Source organism: Flavobacterium hydrocarbonoxydans, assembly GCF_009789235.1.
GTDB classification, from domain to species: domain Bacteria; phylum Bacteroidota; class Bacteroidia; order Flavobacteriales; family Flavobacteriaceae; genus Flavobacterium; species Flavobacterium hydrocarbonoxydans.
This window is the reverse complement of record NZ_WSTB01000003.1, coordinates 169,526-186,441: the sequence shown is the minus strand read 5'-3', so window position 1 is coordinate 186,441 and position 16,916 is coordinate 169,526. Positions and strand designations below refer to the sequence as shown.

At 34.9% G+C, this 16,916-nt stretch carries 9 protein-coding genes; all 9 read left to right on the top strand.

Going from position 1 to position 16,916, the window contains the following annotated elements; translation table 11 throughout:
* The first annotated feature begins 342 nt into the window (after positions 1–342).
* The 9 genes from GON26_RS06760 (at position 343) to GON26_RS06720 (ending at position 16,908) form a co-directional block, all read left to right on the top strand.
* Positions 343–3,498, top strand: coding sequence for a SusC/RagA family TonB-linked outer membrane protein (locus GON26_RS06760; RefSeq protein ID WP_160373981.1), 3,156 nt, complete (start codon positions 343–345; stop codon positions 3,496–3,498).
* A gap of 48 nt (positions 3,499–3,546) precedes the next feature.
* A complete protein-coding gene (locus GON26_RS06755) occupies positions 3,547–5,646 on the top strand; it encodes a RagB/SusD family nutrient uptake outer membrane protein (RefSeq protein ID WP_160373980.1) in 2,100 nt (699 codons plus the stop codon).
* 451 nt (positions 5,647–6,097) lie between these two features.
* Positions 6,098–9,190, top strand: a complete 3,093-nt coding sequence (locus GON26_RS06750; protein WP_160373979.1) for a SusC/RagA family TonB-linked outer membrane protein — start codon at positions 6,098–6,100, stop codon at positions 9,188–9,190.
* A 25-nt stretch (positions 9,191–9,215) separates the two neighbouring features.
* A complete protein-coding gene (locus tag GON26_RS06745) occupies positions 9,216–11,159 on the top strand; it encodes a RagB/SusD family nutrient uptake outer membrane protein (protein ID WP_160373978.1) in 1,944 nt (647 codons plus the stop codon).
* 200 nt (positions 11,160–11,359) lie between these two features.
* Positions 11,360–12,883, top strand: coding sequence for a sialate O-acetylesterase (locus GON26_RS06740; protein WP_160373977.1), 1,524 nt, complete (start codon positions 11,360–11,362; stop codon positions 12,881–12,883).
* Positions 12,884–12,892: 9 nt separating this feature from the next.
* On the top strand, positions 12,893–13,909 hold the full coding sequence (locus GON26_RS06735) for a family 43 glycosylhydrolase (protein WP_160373976.1): 1,017 nt from the start codon (positions 12,893–12,895) through the stop codon (positions 13,907–13,909).
* A 7-nt stretch (positions 13,910–13,916) separates the two neighbouring features.
* Positions 13,917–14,243 (top strand): L-rhamnose mutarotase, encoded by a 327-nt coding sequence (gene rhaM / locus GON26_RS06730; RefSeq protein ID WP_160373975.1) that lies wholly within the window; start codon positions 13,917–13,919, stop codon positions 14,241–14,243.
* A gap of 278 nt (positions 14,244–14,521) precedes the next feature.
* The gene (locus tag GON26_RS06725) at positions 14,522–15,604 is read left to right on the top strand and encodes a PKD domain-containing protein (protein WP_160373974.1); all 1,083 of its coding nucleotides are present in this window, start codon (positions 14,522–14,524) and stop codon (positions 15,602–15,604) included.
* Between the two features lie 17 nt (positions 15,605–15,621).
* Entirely contained in the window at positions 15,622–16,908 is a 1,287-nt protein-coding gene (locus tag GON26_RS06720; RefSeq protein WP_160373973.1) for a DUF4861 domain-containing protein, read from the top strand.
* The last annotated feature ends 8 nt before the right edge of the window (positions 16,909–16,916 follow it).

Below are 16,916 nucleotides of genomic sequence, written 5' to 3'. Positions count from 1 at the left end.
GTAAATGTGATTTGCGAATTTGCTATCCTGTTCCGTCCTGCTGTTTGTTATTGTTAATAATTTAGGGAATAAATAACAAAGTATATTTTTTTTGATTTACTGTCTTTTTGTGAAAAAATTTATGAATATATGAAAAATAATTTAGTTAAATTTTGAATATCGTACTGCTGAAAACAGCTTGTGTTTTGTGTTGTTAATCAGTATGTTGTCGTTTTTTTGTTAAATAAAAATTAAACAAAAACCATAATATACTGAAAACTAACAGGATACTACAGGATGCAGTCGGAAGTACTTCTGAATAAATTTGATAAAACTAATTTAAATTAACCAAAAACAATTTTTATGAAAAACAAATTTAGTCTTTTGCTGCTTTTGGCCATGTTTGCATTATTGCTTACATCTGGTTATGCGCAAAACAAAGTGGTTAAAGGAACAATCACTGATGCGTCAGGATTGCCAATACCTGGTGCGAATGTAATCATTAAAGGTACTAAGACAGGTACGAGTACTGATTTTGATGGTAAATACGCTATAAACGCTGCACCGGGACAAGTATTGGTTTTTTCTTCTACTGGTTCAAAAGCAGTAGAGATGACGGTGGGTCAGAATTCAGAACTTAATGTAAAACTTGTTGATGAAATATCCCAACTTAATGAAATTGTGGTTGTTGGTTATGGAACACAAAAGAAATCTGATTTAACAGGAGCAATTAGTAGCGTAAATGCTGAGGAGTTAATGAATCGACCTGTGCCTAATGCTCTTGAAGCGTTGCAGGGAAAGGTTGCAGGGGTTGATATCACGACGACCGAACGTCCAGGAACTGTTGGAGCGATTCGTATTCGTGGTCAGCGATCGCTAAGTGCCAGTAGTGAAGTATTATATGTTGTAGATGGCGTACCTTTGTTGTCTGCATCCGGTATTGAAACACTAAATCCAAGAGATATTGAAACCATGGATATTCTTAAAGACGCTTCTGCAGCGGCTATTTATGGTTCCCGTGGAGCTAACGGAGTTGTTATCATCACAACCAAACAAGGAAAAGCAGGCAGGTTTACTTTGAATTATTCTGGTACAGTAACCACTCAGGATATAGTGGACCGAGCGCCATCAATGAGTGCTTCAGATTTTATAACTTTCAGACGTTGGGCAGCATATAACCTTGATCCAACAAAGTATGCACATCCTGATTCTCCTACTTTTGCAAATGATAATGATATTTTTGATAGTGCATTGGATGGTCAGACCTCAAGGGATAATGTGTTGAAAGGTTGGGTAAACGGAACATGGGATGCTTCTAAAGTAACCAATACAGACTGGACCGATGTAGTTACTCAAACAGGAATTACAACAGAACATGTTTTAAGTGCAAGCGGAGGCTCTGAAAAAGTAAACACCTATGGCTCTATTGGATATCTGGACAATACAGGTACTCAGAAAGGACAATGGTACAAACGTTATACAGCAAAACTTACTTCGAATATCACACCTGTTTCGTGGTTTAAAATGACTGCATCTTTAAATGCTTCATGGAGTGAACAGGATTATGGTATGTCAACTTTAAGTGCAAGAAGCGGTACAGCACCAAATGCAATTTATGGTGCAGCCAAACAAATTTATAATATTGCGGTTCCTTATGATGCTGATGGTAATATTATCATTAATCCGGGAGGAGAGTCTGGTGTTTATACGATAATGGATGAATGGAACAGAAGTACACAGGAATCACAAACATTACGCCTTTTAGGTAATTTTTCTGCGAATTTAGATTTTGGTAAAATATGGAAACCTATTGAAGGTCTTACTTATAAGATAAATTTTGGACCAGATTTTCGTCATTGGAGAGAAGGGGTTTATATTGATGGAAGTTCTGCACTAAAAGTGAACTCAAATGGAGCTTCGGGCGTAAATTTTGCCCGTCTGCAAAATCGTCGTGATTTATCATGGACATTAGATAATATTATTTCTTATGATCGCACTTTCGCGAACAGACATAAAGTGGGAGTAACCTTGCTTCAAACGGCGTCAGCATGGGATATTGAGAATTCTGCAATGAGTGCAAATAATATTCCGAAACCATCTTTTTTATGGGATGCAATGGGATCGGTTGACCCATTAGTTGCCTCAAATAATGCCCGTATGAGCTCTGATATCGAAAAGCGTCAGTTGACATCGTATATGGCTCGTTTTAATTATGGTTACGACAATCGTTATTTACTGACTCTTTCAGGACGTTGGGATGGCGCTTCAATGCTGGCAGAAGGAAACCATTGGGAATTTTTTCCTTCAGCTGCTTTAGCTTGGCGTTTGAATAATGAGAGTTTCTTAAAAGATGTTAGCTGGATTGAAAATCTGAAACTTCGTGTAGGTTTTGGTTCTATAGGAAATTCATCAGTAGGACCTTATAGTACGTTAGGACCTATTAGTCAGGTGTTTCTTCCGTTCAATGGTATGAGTAATCAAATCGCTTTTACGCCAAATGAGCCTTATTATACCAATACTCAATCCGGAATGCCAAATCCAAATTTATCATGGGAAAGAACAAAACAGTATAATTTAGGTATTGATTTTAGTTTCTTAAATAACAGAATCAGTGGTTCTATCGAAACATATCAGTCTTATACTGATAAGCTACTTTTAAATGTTAAAATCCTTCCTATAACGGGGTATCCTTTTATAACATCAAATATCGGTAAAACAGAAAACCAAGGTGTCGAACTTACGCTTAATGTTATTCCGATTCAAACTGCTGGTGGCTTTACATGGGAGTCAAATCTGAATGGGGCCTGGCAGAAAGATGAAATTGCAGAGTTAGCAAATGGTAAACAGGACATGGTATCTAATTCCTGGTTTATAGGAGAATCTATTGCTGTTCGATATGGATATGATAATTTAGGTTTATGGCAGGACACTCCGGAAGATTTAGCTGAAATGGCTATATGGAATGCTAACGGAGAGAAATTTTCACCGGGAAAAGTACGTCCTAAAGATCAAAATGGAGATTACAAAATGACTCCTGATGACCGTGTAGTTTTAGGTAACAGTAATCCTAACTGGACAATGGGTTGGAATAACAATTTTACTTATAAAGGTTTTGAATTAGGAGTAAATATTTACGGTCGTATGGGATATACAGCTTCTTTAGGAGGTGAAGCTTTAACTGCACATGCCAATCAGCGTGAAACGGATTACTGGAGACCTGATAATACAGATGCTGAATTTCAAAAACCAATTTTAGGTCAGGCAACTTCAGGTTCACAAGATGCTTATTCTGGACTTCTTGGATTCACAAAAGCCTCTTTTGTAAAAATTCGTAATATTTCTTTGGGATATAATCTACCTAAAGATTTTACAGGAAAAATTGGATTGGCAAATATGAAAATTTATGCACAGGCAGTAAATCCGGGCAGTATTTATCAGTCATTGGATTGGTATGATTTTGATACGAATGCAACATATTTTAACCGCAGTTTTGTAATGGGAATTGATGTTGGATTCTAATAATAATTTAAGTCTTGATAAGTGATGTATAACACTAAAAATAAAAAAATGAATAATATTAAAAATATAGGGGTTGCTCTTTTAGTAATGGCGGGTCTGACTTTTACCTCGTGTTCAGAAGATTTTCTGGATGAAGAACTGACAAATCAGTATTCTACAGAGTATTTTGATACTCCGGAAGGGCTTCAGGCTCTAACTGTGTCACTTTATGGTAATATTCGCTGGCATTTTGGTTTTGAATGGTCATATGGCCAAACACTTTATGGTACAGATGAGTTTACCAATGCAAATGACCTGACTAATGAAATGTGGAATACGTATGATAATCGTTTTGGACCGGCTGGAGCTACAACAGGTACAGGAGCAGCTAATGGTAATGCTACCAATCCAGCAGCACTTTGGGATGAGATGTACTATGGTATTGCATCTGCAAACACCATAATTGCTAAAGCGGAAACCGTAATACAAGATTTAAAAATCAGAAATCGTTGTTTGGCACATGCTTATTTTTTAAGAGGTTATAATTATTACAGACTTACCGCGCAATATGGTGGTGTAGCACTTCAAACGACTCCTATTGTAGGTGTTAAACGTAATTTTTCACGATCTACAGATGAGGAATGTTGGGAACAGGTAATTTCTGATTTCCGTAAGGCCTATAATCTTTTTGAAGGTGAAGTTTTTACTTATGGTAAAGGAGTAACCTGGACAAAAGCGACTGCGGCTCACTTTTTGGCTAAAGCTTTGTTGTTTCGTGTTTCCGAGCGTAATAATGAGTGGAACGGTTCATATAAAGATGCAGATCTTAAAGAGGCAATAGATGCTTGTACTTACGCCATTAGTGTGCGTGGAGCATTAACGCCTAATTATAGCGATTTGTATGCTAACTGGACAGGAATAGACTGCGCTAATGAGCAGTTGGATGAAATATTAATGGCAGCAGGTCATAATGGTGACGCAACAACAGTGGGACGTTTTGGTAACAGAACATACAATTATTTTACTCCTCAGTTTTCAAGTTTTGCAGGAGGATGGGTTAGAAGAGGAGTTTGGATTGGAGCGATGGATTTTCAGCGCTGTCGCCCTACAGAATATAGTTATGCAGTTTATAATCACGTAAATGATGCCCGTATGTGGAAGACTTTCAAAACGGTTTACGGAGTTAATACAGTAGTAAATGCTGATGCGGGAGTTAAATTAGGAGATCCGGGTATTGTAATGATTTTAAATACGAAGAATGATAATACTTATGATGGATATAAATTTGGAGCGACTATACAGAATCCAGACTGGAAAGATGATGCAGGACGTTTACCAGAATGGAGTGTAGGAAGCAGGCAAACACCAACTTCAGGTGCGTTGACAAGCAAAACAGGACAATTTGTTCCTAACTCATTAGTCTTGTATCAAAACGGAACTTATGTGGCACCAACATTTAAAAATCAGCCAGTTTGTAACTTCTTTGCTGGAATCAATAAAACAGATTGCGGTTCGCGTACGGCTGAAAGAGGAGATTCACACCGTGATGTAATCATGGCACGTCTTGGTGAAACATATTTAACACGTGCAGAATGTTATGCTCGTCAGGGTAATTATGGAAATGCAATGAAAGATATAAACACAGTAAGGGAAAGAGCACAATGGAAAAGCGGTGAGAACAGATCTTTTTATAGTGATGGATCTTTAGCTTTTAAAGTAAATCCTTTAAATACAGGTGCAAGTGCAACAAATTATGTGAATTCAAATTTAGATATGAATACGTATTATTTGTCTAATCCGGGTGTTGCCGTTACAACTGCTGCTTCAAATTTGAGATTAACATCATTCCCGGCTAATCTGCCAGCGGAAGATGAAGAAATTTTGTCTAAAGTAGGTGCTGGAAGTGAATATGAAAGAGCACTGCATTTTATTCTTAATGAACGTACCCGTGAATTATTAGGTGAGTTCCAACGTTGGGAAACACTTTCCAGAACAGGAACATTGATTAAAAGAGCGAAAGCTTTCAATCCGGAAGCGGCTGTTAACATTACTGCAAACAAACATGAATTGCGTCCAATTCCTCAGGACTTTATTGATGGATTGTTAAATGAAGATGGATCAAATTTATCTGCTAGTCAAAAAGCTGCATGGCAGAACCCAGGTTATTAATTAATTATGGTAATTTTTTGAATATTGTTTTTTGAACGAAACCGCCTCTTTATGAGGCGGTTTTTTTTTGATAAAAAGTAGTTTTTGTAATGATCAGGGGTAATAATATTTGCTTTAAATATTTCGGATACAGTTTTCTGTAAGTTGTATTTTACAAAAATTGAATAGGTAGTAATTTTTAATTTTTTATTTAGTTTTAATAATTTTTTTATAAAAAAATAAGATTATTAAAAAAAAAATGCAGTTTTATTTCTGGTATTGTTATTTGTTATTTTTAATTTTTTTGCCTTGTAAATCAAGTAGTTGAAGTATTTTTATTGTTAATAAAATCATAAAATTTTTATAAAATACTGAAAACTAGAAGTGTAGTAGCAGGATACTACAGGATGCTACGAAATCTACTTCTAAATAAATTTGAGTAACTAATTAATTAACCAAAATTTAACTTTTTATGAAAAATAAGTTTAGTCTTCTGCTGGTTATAGCAATGATAGCATTACTCAGTGCATCGGCTTATGCGCAGAACAAAGTGATTAAAGGTACCATAAAAGATGCTGCTGGAATACTAATACCAGGTGTCAATGTACTTATAAAAGGAAGTCAGACAGGAGTTAGTACTGATATGGATGGTAGTTATTCCATAAATGCTTCTTCAGGATCTACGCTAGTGTATAGTTTTATTGGTTTCAAAACGATAGAAGTTGTCGTTAGCGATTCGAGTAGCTATAATGTTACATTAAAAGAAGATGATAATTCTCTTGAGGAGGTGGTTGTTGTAGGTTACGGTGTAAAAAAGAAAAAAGACCTTACCGGATCAATTGTAAGTGTGGGTGCTGAAGAAATTGCCTCACGTCCTGTACAAAATGCAGTGCAAGCAATGCAAGGAAAAGCTGCTGGAGTAGATATTTCATCCAACGAGCGTCCAGGAACTGTGGGTAAAATAAATATTCGTGGTGTTCGTTCTATTTCGGCTTCAAATTCTCCGTTGTATGTAGTAGATGGTATTCCTTTAAATTCAAAAAGTCTTACTGACTCTAATTCTGGTGGTATCGATTTCTTGAATCCCAGCGATATTGAATCAATAGATGTATTAAAAGATGCCTCTGCAACGGCTATTTATGGTTCTCGTGGAGCTAATGGAGTTGTGATAGTAACTACTAAAAAAGGTAAAACAGGTAAGTTTACAATAAACTTCAATACAGCACTTACTACCGAAAAAATAAACGAAAATGCTAGAATGATGAATTCTGCAGAGTATATAGAGTTTCGCCGCTGGGGAAGATATTATTCTAACCCAAGTGCTTTTCCAAAAGGGGATGCTCCAACAATAGAAAATGATAAATTAATTTTCTTGCAATCAGCCGATCCCTCTGCTTGGGCCAATATCGAAAAAGGTTGGGCAACCGGAACCTGGGATGGTTCTAAAGTAGCAACAACAGATTGGACTGATTTTGTAACGCGTACAGGAGTTACGCAACAGCATACTTTAAGTGTAAGTGGAGGTACTGAAAAGATGAAGGCTTATGGATCTTTTGGATACATTGATAATCAGGGAACTCTAAAGGGACAAAGCTTCAAACGTTATTCAGGAATTGCAAATGTAGATATAACTCCAACAAAATGGTTTTCTATGGGAGCCAATCTTAATACAAGTTATGGTATTAATGAATACGGACAGTCAAACGTAGGTAGAACTGCAGTTTCTACTTCAGGCGGAATTTATCAAACGGCGCGTGGCAATCTTCCGTATGCTGTTCCCTATGATAGTAACGGAGTTCGTATTGATAATCCAGGAGGAGATTCTACTATTAGAACTGTTATTGATGAAGATAAATTATCTCAGGATCAGCGTCTTACATTGCGTGCTTTTGGTAGTTTTTATGCACAATTAGATTTTGGAGGAATTTCATCCAAACTTGATGGTTTAAAATATCGAATCAATTTTGGTCCAGATATTACTTCTTATAGAAATGGTGTATTTTTAGATGGAAAATCTTCTATACGTTCAGGTACAAGTTTTGCATCATTAACAAAAAGTCAAACTATTTCATATACTTTAGACAATTTGCTTTTTTATAATAAAACAATCGGAAATCATAATTTTGGTTTAACATTTTTGCAAAGTCAAACGGAATATACGTATGAAGATAGTATGATGTCTGCAAACGATATTAAAAATCCAAAAAATAAATGGAATGCTTTGACTCCTGCAAACGTAACACTTAACAATTATTCTTCTAATATTATAGAAAGTGGTTTGTTATCTTACATGGGAAGGGTAAATTATGGTTATGCCGATAAATATTTAATAACAGCATCAGGTCGTTATGATGCGGCATCTCAATTAGCACCTGGAAACAAATGGGCATTTTTTCCAAGTACTGCTTTGGCTTGGAGTATAAACAAGGAAGATTTCATGAAAGATGTTTCTTGGCTTGACCAACTAAAACTTAGAGTAGGTTTCGGTATTACAGGTAATGCTGCAGTCGATCCTTATGCAACACAACCACCTTTAGCTGGTGTTGTTTACCCAAATGGCTCAGGTGTTATAAACAATGCGACCTTAGGTAATACTGCTTTATCGTGGGAGAAAACGGCTCAGTTTAATTATGGTATTGATTTTTCGATGTTTAATAGTAGAATATCTGGTGCTTTAGAATACTATACTAGTAAAACAACTGACTTATTATTAAAAAGAAGTATACCAACAACTACTGGTTTTAAAGATACTTTTGAAAATGTTGGAGCCACTGAAGGTGAAGGGGTTGAGCTTACTTTGAATACGGTGAATGTCAAAACACAAAATTTTGAGTGGAGTTCAAGTTTAAGCGCTTCGTATCAGCAAAGTAGAATTACTGAATTGCAAAATGGTAAGTTTGACGATATTAATAACAACTTATTTATTGGCGAATCACAAAATGTAATTTACGGTTTTGAATCTAACGGAATTTGGAAACCAGAAGATGCAGAGGAAATGGCAAAATTTAATGCTTTTTCAACAACTCCTGTATTTTCATTTGGTAATGCCAGACCAGTTGATCAAAACGGGGATTATAAAATAGATGCAAACAATGATAGAGTTATTATCGGTAGTGCAGATCCTAAATATATAGTAGGTTTAACAAATACTTTTAGCTATAAAAATTTAGAATTATCCTTCTTCGTTTATGGTAGAATGGGATACACTTATAACACTTTAGGCGAAAATGAGGGAGCCAAAGGTAGTCAAAGAGCAATTAATTATTATACAGATAATAATATAAATGCCGAATATCAGAAGCCAATTTATTCTGCAGGTACTGGAGATGCTTATTTTCCGATTTTGGGTTATAGAGATGGTTCTTTCTTAAAAATACGTAACATCTCGTTAGGATATAATTTTACCCCAGAATTAGCACAACAGGTAGGTGTTTCAAAATTGAGATTATATCTTCAAGCTGCTAATCCGGGGATGATTTTCTCGAAAGTAAAATGGACAGATTTGGACACCCAAACTACGGCTTCAAACAGAGGATTTACAGTAGGACTAAATGTTGAATTCTAAGTTTAAAATTTAATAAAAAAGAATCATGAAAAATTATAAAAAACTATATATCAATTTGATGCTAGTTGCTACACTAGGAATAAGCAGCTCTTGTAACAAAGATTTTCTAGACGAAGAATTGACAACAGCTTACAGCAACGACTACTATAAAACCGAAGCAGGAATTCAAGCTTTGGCAGTAGGAACTTATTATCAGGTATTTGCTTTAGAGTTTGGAGGAGAAGTTCCTCTTACAGCATCAGAATCAGGAACAGATGAATTTCATGCAGGAGGAGATCCTTCAAATCATATTTGGAACTCTTATGCAGCAGGTTTAAACTCATTTGTAACAGTCTCTAACGCTAACACAATTGCGGCCAATACTAATTGGGATAATTTATATGTAGGAATTGGTAATGCTAATCAATTAATAGAATCAGCAACAGCGATCATTTCATCTAATGATGCCATAAAAAAAACGGCTCTGGGAGAAGGTTATTTTTTAAGAGCTTTCAATTACTTAAAATTAGTAAGGCAATATGGCGGCGTGCCTTTAAAATTAAATGTAAGTAATACAGTCGAACTAGAGTTTTCGAGAGCTACTGCTGCCGAAGTTTTAGAACAAGTTATTGCTGATTTTACTCAAGCCTACAATTTATTAGATAATATTGGCGCACCAGCAAAAATTTCTAAAGATGCAGCGGCTCATTATTTAGCAAAAGCGTATTTAACTCGTGCTAGCGAAATAAATGATAGTTGGAATTCGGCAACAAAATCTGCAGATTTGCAAAAAGTAGTTTCTTTATCTGATGAAGTTATTGGCCGTCATCCACTAGCAGGAAATTTTGTTGATTTATGGAATTATACTGTTGCAGATGGCGCTAACGAAAAGTTGCCAGAATTGATTTTATCAGCTCAGTTTAATTCAAGTCAATTAACCACAGGAGGTAATAATCAACATTTGTATTTTCTTTCTACCTATGATCAGTTGCCTCAAATGAAACGTAATTTAGCCGGAGGCAGACCATTTAGCCGTTTAGCACCTACTTATTTTGCTTACGATGTTTTTGATAAGGTTAATGATTCACGCTTTTGGAAAAGTTTTCAAACCAAAAGTATTATTAATAATAAATCTGGATCGTACTATGATAATGGAGATTTGGGTATCATGTATATAATGAACAGCCCATCTGACACCCGTTTTGAAAAAACAAAAAATACCGATTTTATTATCGATTCTAAAACAGGAAAAACAATTCCAAGTGTTTACGTAGCTTATGCAGCAGATAATTTTGGTTTAGAAAAAGATGTAAGATTTCCTTCTTTAAGCAAATATTTAGATGGTGCAAGAATAGATTTGACTAATACAAAAGGTACTCGTGATGTAATATTAGCCCGTTCGGCAGATACGTATTTAATGGCTGCCGAAGCCAAAGTAAGATTGGCCAAAGTAGGAGGAGCTTCTTTTGCAGATGCTTTGCCATACATCAATCAGGTTCGTACGCGCGCGGGTTATAAATCTGGCGAAGATCGTTCTGCATACACCGATGGTTCTGCAGCCTGGACAGCAACAGGTCAGGCAGGGATTCCTATTTCTTTTATAAAAGAGAATTCGTATTACGAATCTAATAATATTCCAACATCAACAGCTCCAACAGATTTGACAATCTCTAGTATCAGCACTTTGCCAGCAGAAGATCAGGCTGTAATATCTAAATTAGGTTACACAAACGATTATGATAGAATGTTATGTTTGATATTAAACGAACGTACTAGAGAGTTATGTGGCGAATTTCATCGTTGGGAAGATTTAAGTAGAACCAAAACATTGGTTGCTAGAGCAAAAGCTTATAATATTGAAGCAGCGCCAAATATTCAGGATTTTCACACTTTACGACCTATACCACAAACTTTCTTAGATGCGGTTTATGCTAGTGGAAGACCTTTAAGTGCTGAAGAAAAAGATCAAATGCAAAATCCAGGTTATTAATTTTAGTTTTATGTTTATTAATGTGCTACAGTTGAAAAACTGTAGCACTTTTTTTATAGCCAATCGTATATCTTTTATTGATTTTTAAAAAATACAAAAGTATAAATCTATAATATTTAGGTGTAAAACAGGTTAGCACAGGATGCCTATACTGTTTTAGTCTTTTATCTTTAAAGTCTTAGTCTAAAAATAAAATTACGATGAATACTATAAGAAGAATGTTACTGTTTTTTGTTTTTTTTATTGTAAGTCAATCTGCTTTAGCACAAGTTAAGTTGCCCGCATTGGTTGGTGACAATATGGTGTTACAGCAAAAGACAAAAGTTAATCTTTGGGGTTGGTCTGCACCTAATGAGAAAATTAAAATTCAAATAGGTTGGCAAAATACAGCAATAGAAATTTTTTCTGATAAAAAGGGCAACTGGAAAACAGCCGTAGATACACCACAAGGAAGTGATAAAAGTTATAGTATTACTATTGAAGCTTCGAATAAAATAATTCTAAAAAATGTTCTTATCGGCGAGGTCTGGATTTGTTCGGGCCAATCTAATATGTATTTTCCTGTGGGAAAAGAAGAAGGAACATGGAAAACGGGTGTTTTGAATTATCAGGAAGAAGTTCAGAAGGCAAATTTTCCAAACATCAGATTGTTTACAGTTTTAACAAAAGCTTCTCAAAAACCGCTAGACGATGTAACGGGTTCCTGGCAAGAATGTTCTCCAAATACTATCCAGTCATTCTCGGCGGTGGCTTACTTTTTTGGTAGAGATTTATTTAATAATCTAAAAATACCAATAGGCTTAATTTCGACTTCTTGGGGAGGAACAAAAGCTGAAGCATGGACCTCTCAAACTGTGTTAGAAGAAAATGCGGATTTTTTACCAATTTTAGAACAAGATGCTAAAAATGAAAAGTTGTATCAGGAAAAACTCGAAAATTATTATTCGAATTTAAAAAATGAAAAACGTGCCAATAGCATAAAAACGGAATTAAAAAAACCTAAAAAAGAAGATAATAAAACGTCTTATGTTCTTTATAATGCGATGTTGCATCCACTGATAAATTATACAATCAAGGGAGCCATTTGGTATCAGGGAGAAAGTAATGCCGAAAAAGCGTTTTTATACCGTAGTTTATTTCCAGCAATGGTAAAAAACTGGAGAAACGATTGGAATCAAGGCGATTTTCCGTTTTATTATGTTCAGATTGCACCACATAAAGGGCAAAATCCTGAAATTAGAGAGGCACAATTACTGTCTTTAAAAACGATTCCAAATTCTGGAATGGCTGTGACTACAGATGTAGGAAACGAAACCAATATTCATCCAGAAGATAAACAAACAGTAGGACATCGACTGGGTTTAATAGCTCGTGCTAAAACATATAACGAAGATAAACTGGAATATTCTGGACCACTTTATAGCAGTATGAAAATCAAAAATCAAAATATCCAATTGTTCTTTGATCATGTAGATACTGGTTTCAGAAAGACTAAAGAAGATTTAAAAGAATTTGAAATTGCTGGTGAAGATCAAATTTTTTATCCTGCAAAAGCTAAGATCAATGGTAAAACGGTTATCGTTTCATCATCAAATGTAAAAAATCCTGTTGCTGTTCGTTTTGCATGGAAAAATGTTCCTGCACCAAATTTATTTAATAGTTATAATTTACCAGCATCACCTTTTAGAACAGATGATTGGTCGGGTCAAACGGAGAAAAAATAATTACTATTTATGTTTAAAATTTTTCAAAAACTGCTGCTCTTTGCTATCGCTGTATTAGTTTATTTGCCGCTTTTGGCACAAAATAATTCGAAAAAAGACGATAATTTTGCAAGTAAACCTTTGTATCGCGATCCTATTTTTGATGGTGCAGCTGATCCAACTATCATTTGGAATAAAAAAGCACAAAAATGGTTTATGTTTTACACTAATCGTCGTGCAAATGATAACAATGCAAAAGGCACAACTTGGGTACACGGAACGCGTATTGGTATTGCAGAATCTTCAGATGGATCAAATTGGACCTATAAGGATACGTGTAATATCAACTATAATATAAAAAATGTGACACATTGGGCACCTGATGTCATTGAATACAAAAACAAGTATCACATGTATTTGACCATTGTTCCAGGGATATTTGAAGACTGGTATCATCCGCGTTCTATCATTCATCTGACAAGTAAAAATTTGATAGATTGGAAGTTCGAATCCGAATTAAAACTGGCTTCTGAACGTTGTATTGATGCTTCTGTTTTTCAATTGCCTAATGGAACATGGAGGATGTATTATAACAATGAAAATGACGGAAAATCTATTTATTATGCGGATAGTAAAGATTTATATCATTGGATAGATAGAGGAAATAAAATCATAAAAGACCGTGGTGAAGGCCCAAAAGTATTTTCTTGGAAAGGTAAAAATTGGCTTATTTCGGATTCCTGGCTAGGTTTGAATGTCTATTCTTCTGATGATTTTATAAATTGGAATCGTCAGGAAAAAAAGATTCTTCAAATTCCTGGTTTAGGCGAAGACGATCAGGTAATTGGGGGACATCCGGATATAGTTGTAAATAATGATAGGGCTTATATTTTTTATTTTACACATCCGGGAAGAACACCAGAAAATAGAGGATTAGATACTTACGATACCAGAAGAAGTTCAATTCAAGTTGCTGAATTAGAATATATCAATGGAGAAATTGTGTGCAATCGGGATAAACCTGTTCAGATTAATCTTAAACATTAAAAAATTTATGGAAAATAATTTTGTTAGAAATGCTTTTAAAATGAAGCTAAAAGAAGGTTTTGAAGTAGAGTATAAAAAACGTCATGATGAGATTTGGCCTGAATTAGCAAGTTTACTTTCAGAAACAGGGATACAGGATTACAGTATTTTTTTGGATGAAGAAACATTAATACTTTTTGCAGTTCAAAAAATAAGCCCAGATTTTGACTTTGATTTACTACCAAATCATCCCGTTGTAAAAAAATGGTGGGCCTATATGGGCGACATTATGGATACGAATCCTGATAATTCGCCTGTAACGGTAGGGTTGAAGGAAGTTTTCCACTTAGATTAAATATGGTTTAGTTTGCCATTCGCTTCAAGAGTAATTTCAAGAGGTATTTGCGAAATTCTGTATCAAAAGTTGCTTACAGATTTTCGCCGTTTTTTTATAAATGATTCTTTCTGTAAACCCTATACTACAGGACAGTATATCTGTTTTTATTAAATATATTTGAATTTGCCCTGGTGAGAATAATTTTACAAGAGAGTCGGCCAAACCAGCAAAATATAAAGTGATTGATAGTATAAATTATAACAGAACAATGTTTTTCAAATCTAAAGGATTATTAGATGAAGCCAAATAAAATAACATTCCTGACTTTGATTTTAATGGTGTTTTTCGGAATACAAACTTGGTCGCAGGATACCAGAACTTTTAAAGTTTTTCAATTTCCGGCAAACAAGATTCCAACAATAGATGGAAATGCTGAAGATTGGAAAATGGTTCCAGAAAGTTATACTGTTGGTATGGATCAGTTGTGGGAAGACAGCGGAAAACATGCCAAAGCAGATTCCAAAAACTTAGACGTAAGTGTAAAAGTTGCATGGGTAAAAGGTTTAAATCGTTTGTATTTTTTATATGAAGCGTATGATAATTACTGGGATTTTTCGCTTCCGGGTTTACACAATGACACTTTTGAAGTTATCGTAGATGCAGATCAATCTGGCGGGCCATTTATAGATCGATTTCATCCCAATGCAGCGTTAACAAATACAATGGATGCCTATTTTTCTTATCATGGAGTTCATGCGCAAAACTATCACATTTTTACTCCAGCCGAAGGAAAAGACTGGACATTGGTTTGGGGAAGCCAACCCTGGATAAAAGAATTGCCTTATGCAAATACGGCAACCAATTATAATTTTAAACCGGGTGAATCTGGAAAAATGACTTTAGAATTCTGGATTACGCCTTTTGATTATGCAGGAAATGATCCAAGTCGTGCGGTTCAGTCAATTTTGGAAGAAAATAAAAACATTGGGCTTTGCTGGGCGATTATCGATTATGATGATGTCAATAATGAAAAAAATAATGGTTTTTGGAATTTGTCAAAAGAGCATACCATGTACGGAAATGCTTCTTATAGTCTTCCTTTTAAGTTAATGCCTTTAGAAGAAAAATTCAAAAAGTCAATTGACGCAAAATGGACTTTTGATGTCGTAGATATGAAACGAAAAATGGTCGCTTTTATCGATCATTCTGAAGGTGAAATTAATTCATGGAAATGGGATTTTGGTGATGGAACTTCTTCATCAGAACAAAATCCGATACATGAATATAAAGAAGCTGGAAAATATATTGTTGTCCTTATTATCGAAGGACCAAAAGGAAAATCCAGAATGTCAAAAATCTGGGACGTAGCAGTAAAATAAATAAATACACAAGAATAATGAACACTAAACTATATCTGTCGGTCGCTTTATCGTCAATACTTTTAACAAGTTGTAAAGTGGGACAAAAAGCAACAGAAAATACGATTGTCTTAAAAAACAAATCCAATTTAGAAGTGCCTCAGAAAGCAATTGCTATAAAAAGAAGCCAACTTTCGTTGAAAGATGTAGCGAATGATTTCCCGATTCTAATTTTCAATAACGATACAATTCCAGCTCAGGTAAACGATTTGGATGGTGATGGAAAATGGGATGAGTTGTTTTTAGTTACTGATTTTTCTCCAAATGAAAGCAAATTAGTAACATTGAAATGGTCTAAAGCAAATCCAAAATTCCCAATCAAAACAAGTGTAAGATTCGGAAAAAGAGAAGCGAAAAATTTGCCCGTGCAGCCTGCAACAGAAGAAGTTTTGATGGCCAGTCAAGTTTATAAAAAACTAGGTTTTCAGAAATACCAAACAGATGGCCCAACCTGGGAAAATGATAAGGTAGGTTTCAGGCATTATTTAGATGGAAGAAATTCGAAAGATGTTTTTGGAAAAAAAATCCCTGCAATTACACCTGAAAACGTTGGTGTAAACAACAAAAGCGAAGTAGAAGACAATTACCACCAGATGTACGATTGGGGAAGAGATATTTTTCCTGTTGGAAATTCTGTGGGGTTAGGAGGTTACGCTTTAATGATTGACAATAAAATTGACAGATTAGGAATTCTAACAAATGATACTTTGAATAATGTTGAAAAAACAACTTTCAAAATTGTTAGCGAAGGTCCTGTAAATTCGGTTTTAGGCTATCAATACCAGAATTGGGAAGCTTCTGGAAATAAATACCAGGTACAGGAAACTACTTCAATCTGGCCGGGAATGTATGGCTATAAAAACACGGTGAACATTGATGGAATTTCAGGAAAAGAAACTTTTTTGATAGCACTTTCGAATATCAATAATCAAAAAGGAGTAAAAGAAATAGAAGCTGGAGATTGGGTTTGTCTTATTCAGCATGATAATCTTGGTTATAACCGCGAATGGATTATGGGAACAGCGATTATTGTTCCTAAAAAAGATTATTTAGGTTATATCGAAGCACCAAAAGCCGGACAATTGACAGATTCTTATTTGGCAAAATTCAAAATAAGGAATAATACCCCAATCAGTTATTATGCAATTGCGACCTGGGAATTAAGTGCGGATAAGAATTTTAGAGATCCGGCTTATTTTACAAATTATGTGACCACTTTGGCCAAACAATTATCTGCTGAAATAGAGGTAAAAATCAATAAATAAGCTATCAA

Coding starts and splice junctions, on each gene's coding strand:
- GON26_RS06760 (WP_160373981.1), top strand. CDS start 343: ATGAAAAACAAATTTAGTCTTTTGCTGCTTTTGGCCATGTTTGCATTA.
- GON26_RS06755 (WP_160373980.1), top strand. CDS start 3,547: ATGAATAATATTAAAAATATAGGGGTTGCTCTTTTAGTAATGGCGGGT.
- GON26_RS06750 (WP_160373979.1), top strand. CDS start 6,098: ATGAAAAATAAGTTTAGTCTTCTGCTGGTTATAGCAATGATAGCATTA.
- GON26_RS06745 (WP_160373978.1), top strand. CDS start 9,216: ATGAAAAATTATAAAAAACTATATATCAATTTGATGCTAGTTGCTACA.
- GON26_RS06740 (WP_160373977.1), top strand. CDS start 11,360: ATGAATACTATAAGAAGAATGTTACTGTTTTTTGTTTTTTTTATTGTA.
- GON26_RS06735 (WP_160373976.1), top strand. CDS start 12,893: ATGTTTAAAATTTTTCAAAAACTGCTGCTCTTTGCTATCGCTGTATTA.
- rhaM (WP_160373975.1), top strand. CDS start 13,917: ATGGAAAATAATTTTGTTAGAAATGCTTTTAAAATGAAGCTAAAAGAA.
- GON26_RS06725 (WP_160373974.1), top strand. CDS start 14,522: ATGAAGCCAAATAAAATAACATTCCTGACTTTGATTTTAATGGTGTTT.
- GON26_RS06720 (WP_160373973.1), top strand. CDS start 15,622: ATGAACACTAAACTATATCTGTCGGTCGCTTTATCGTCAATACTTTTA.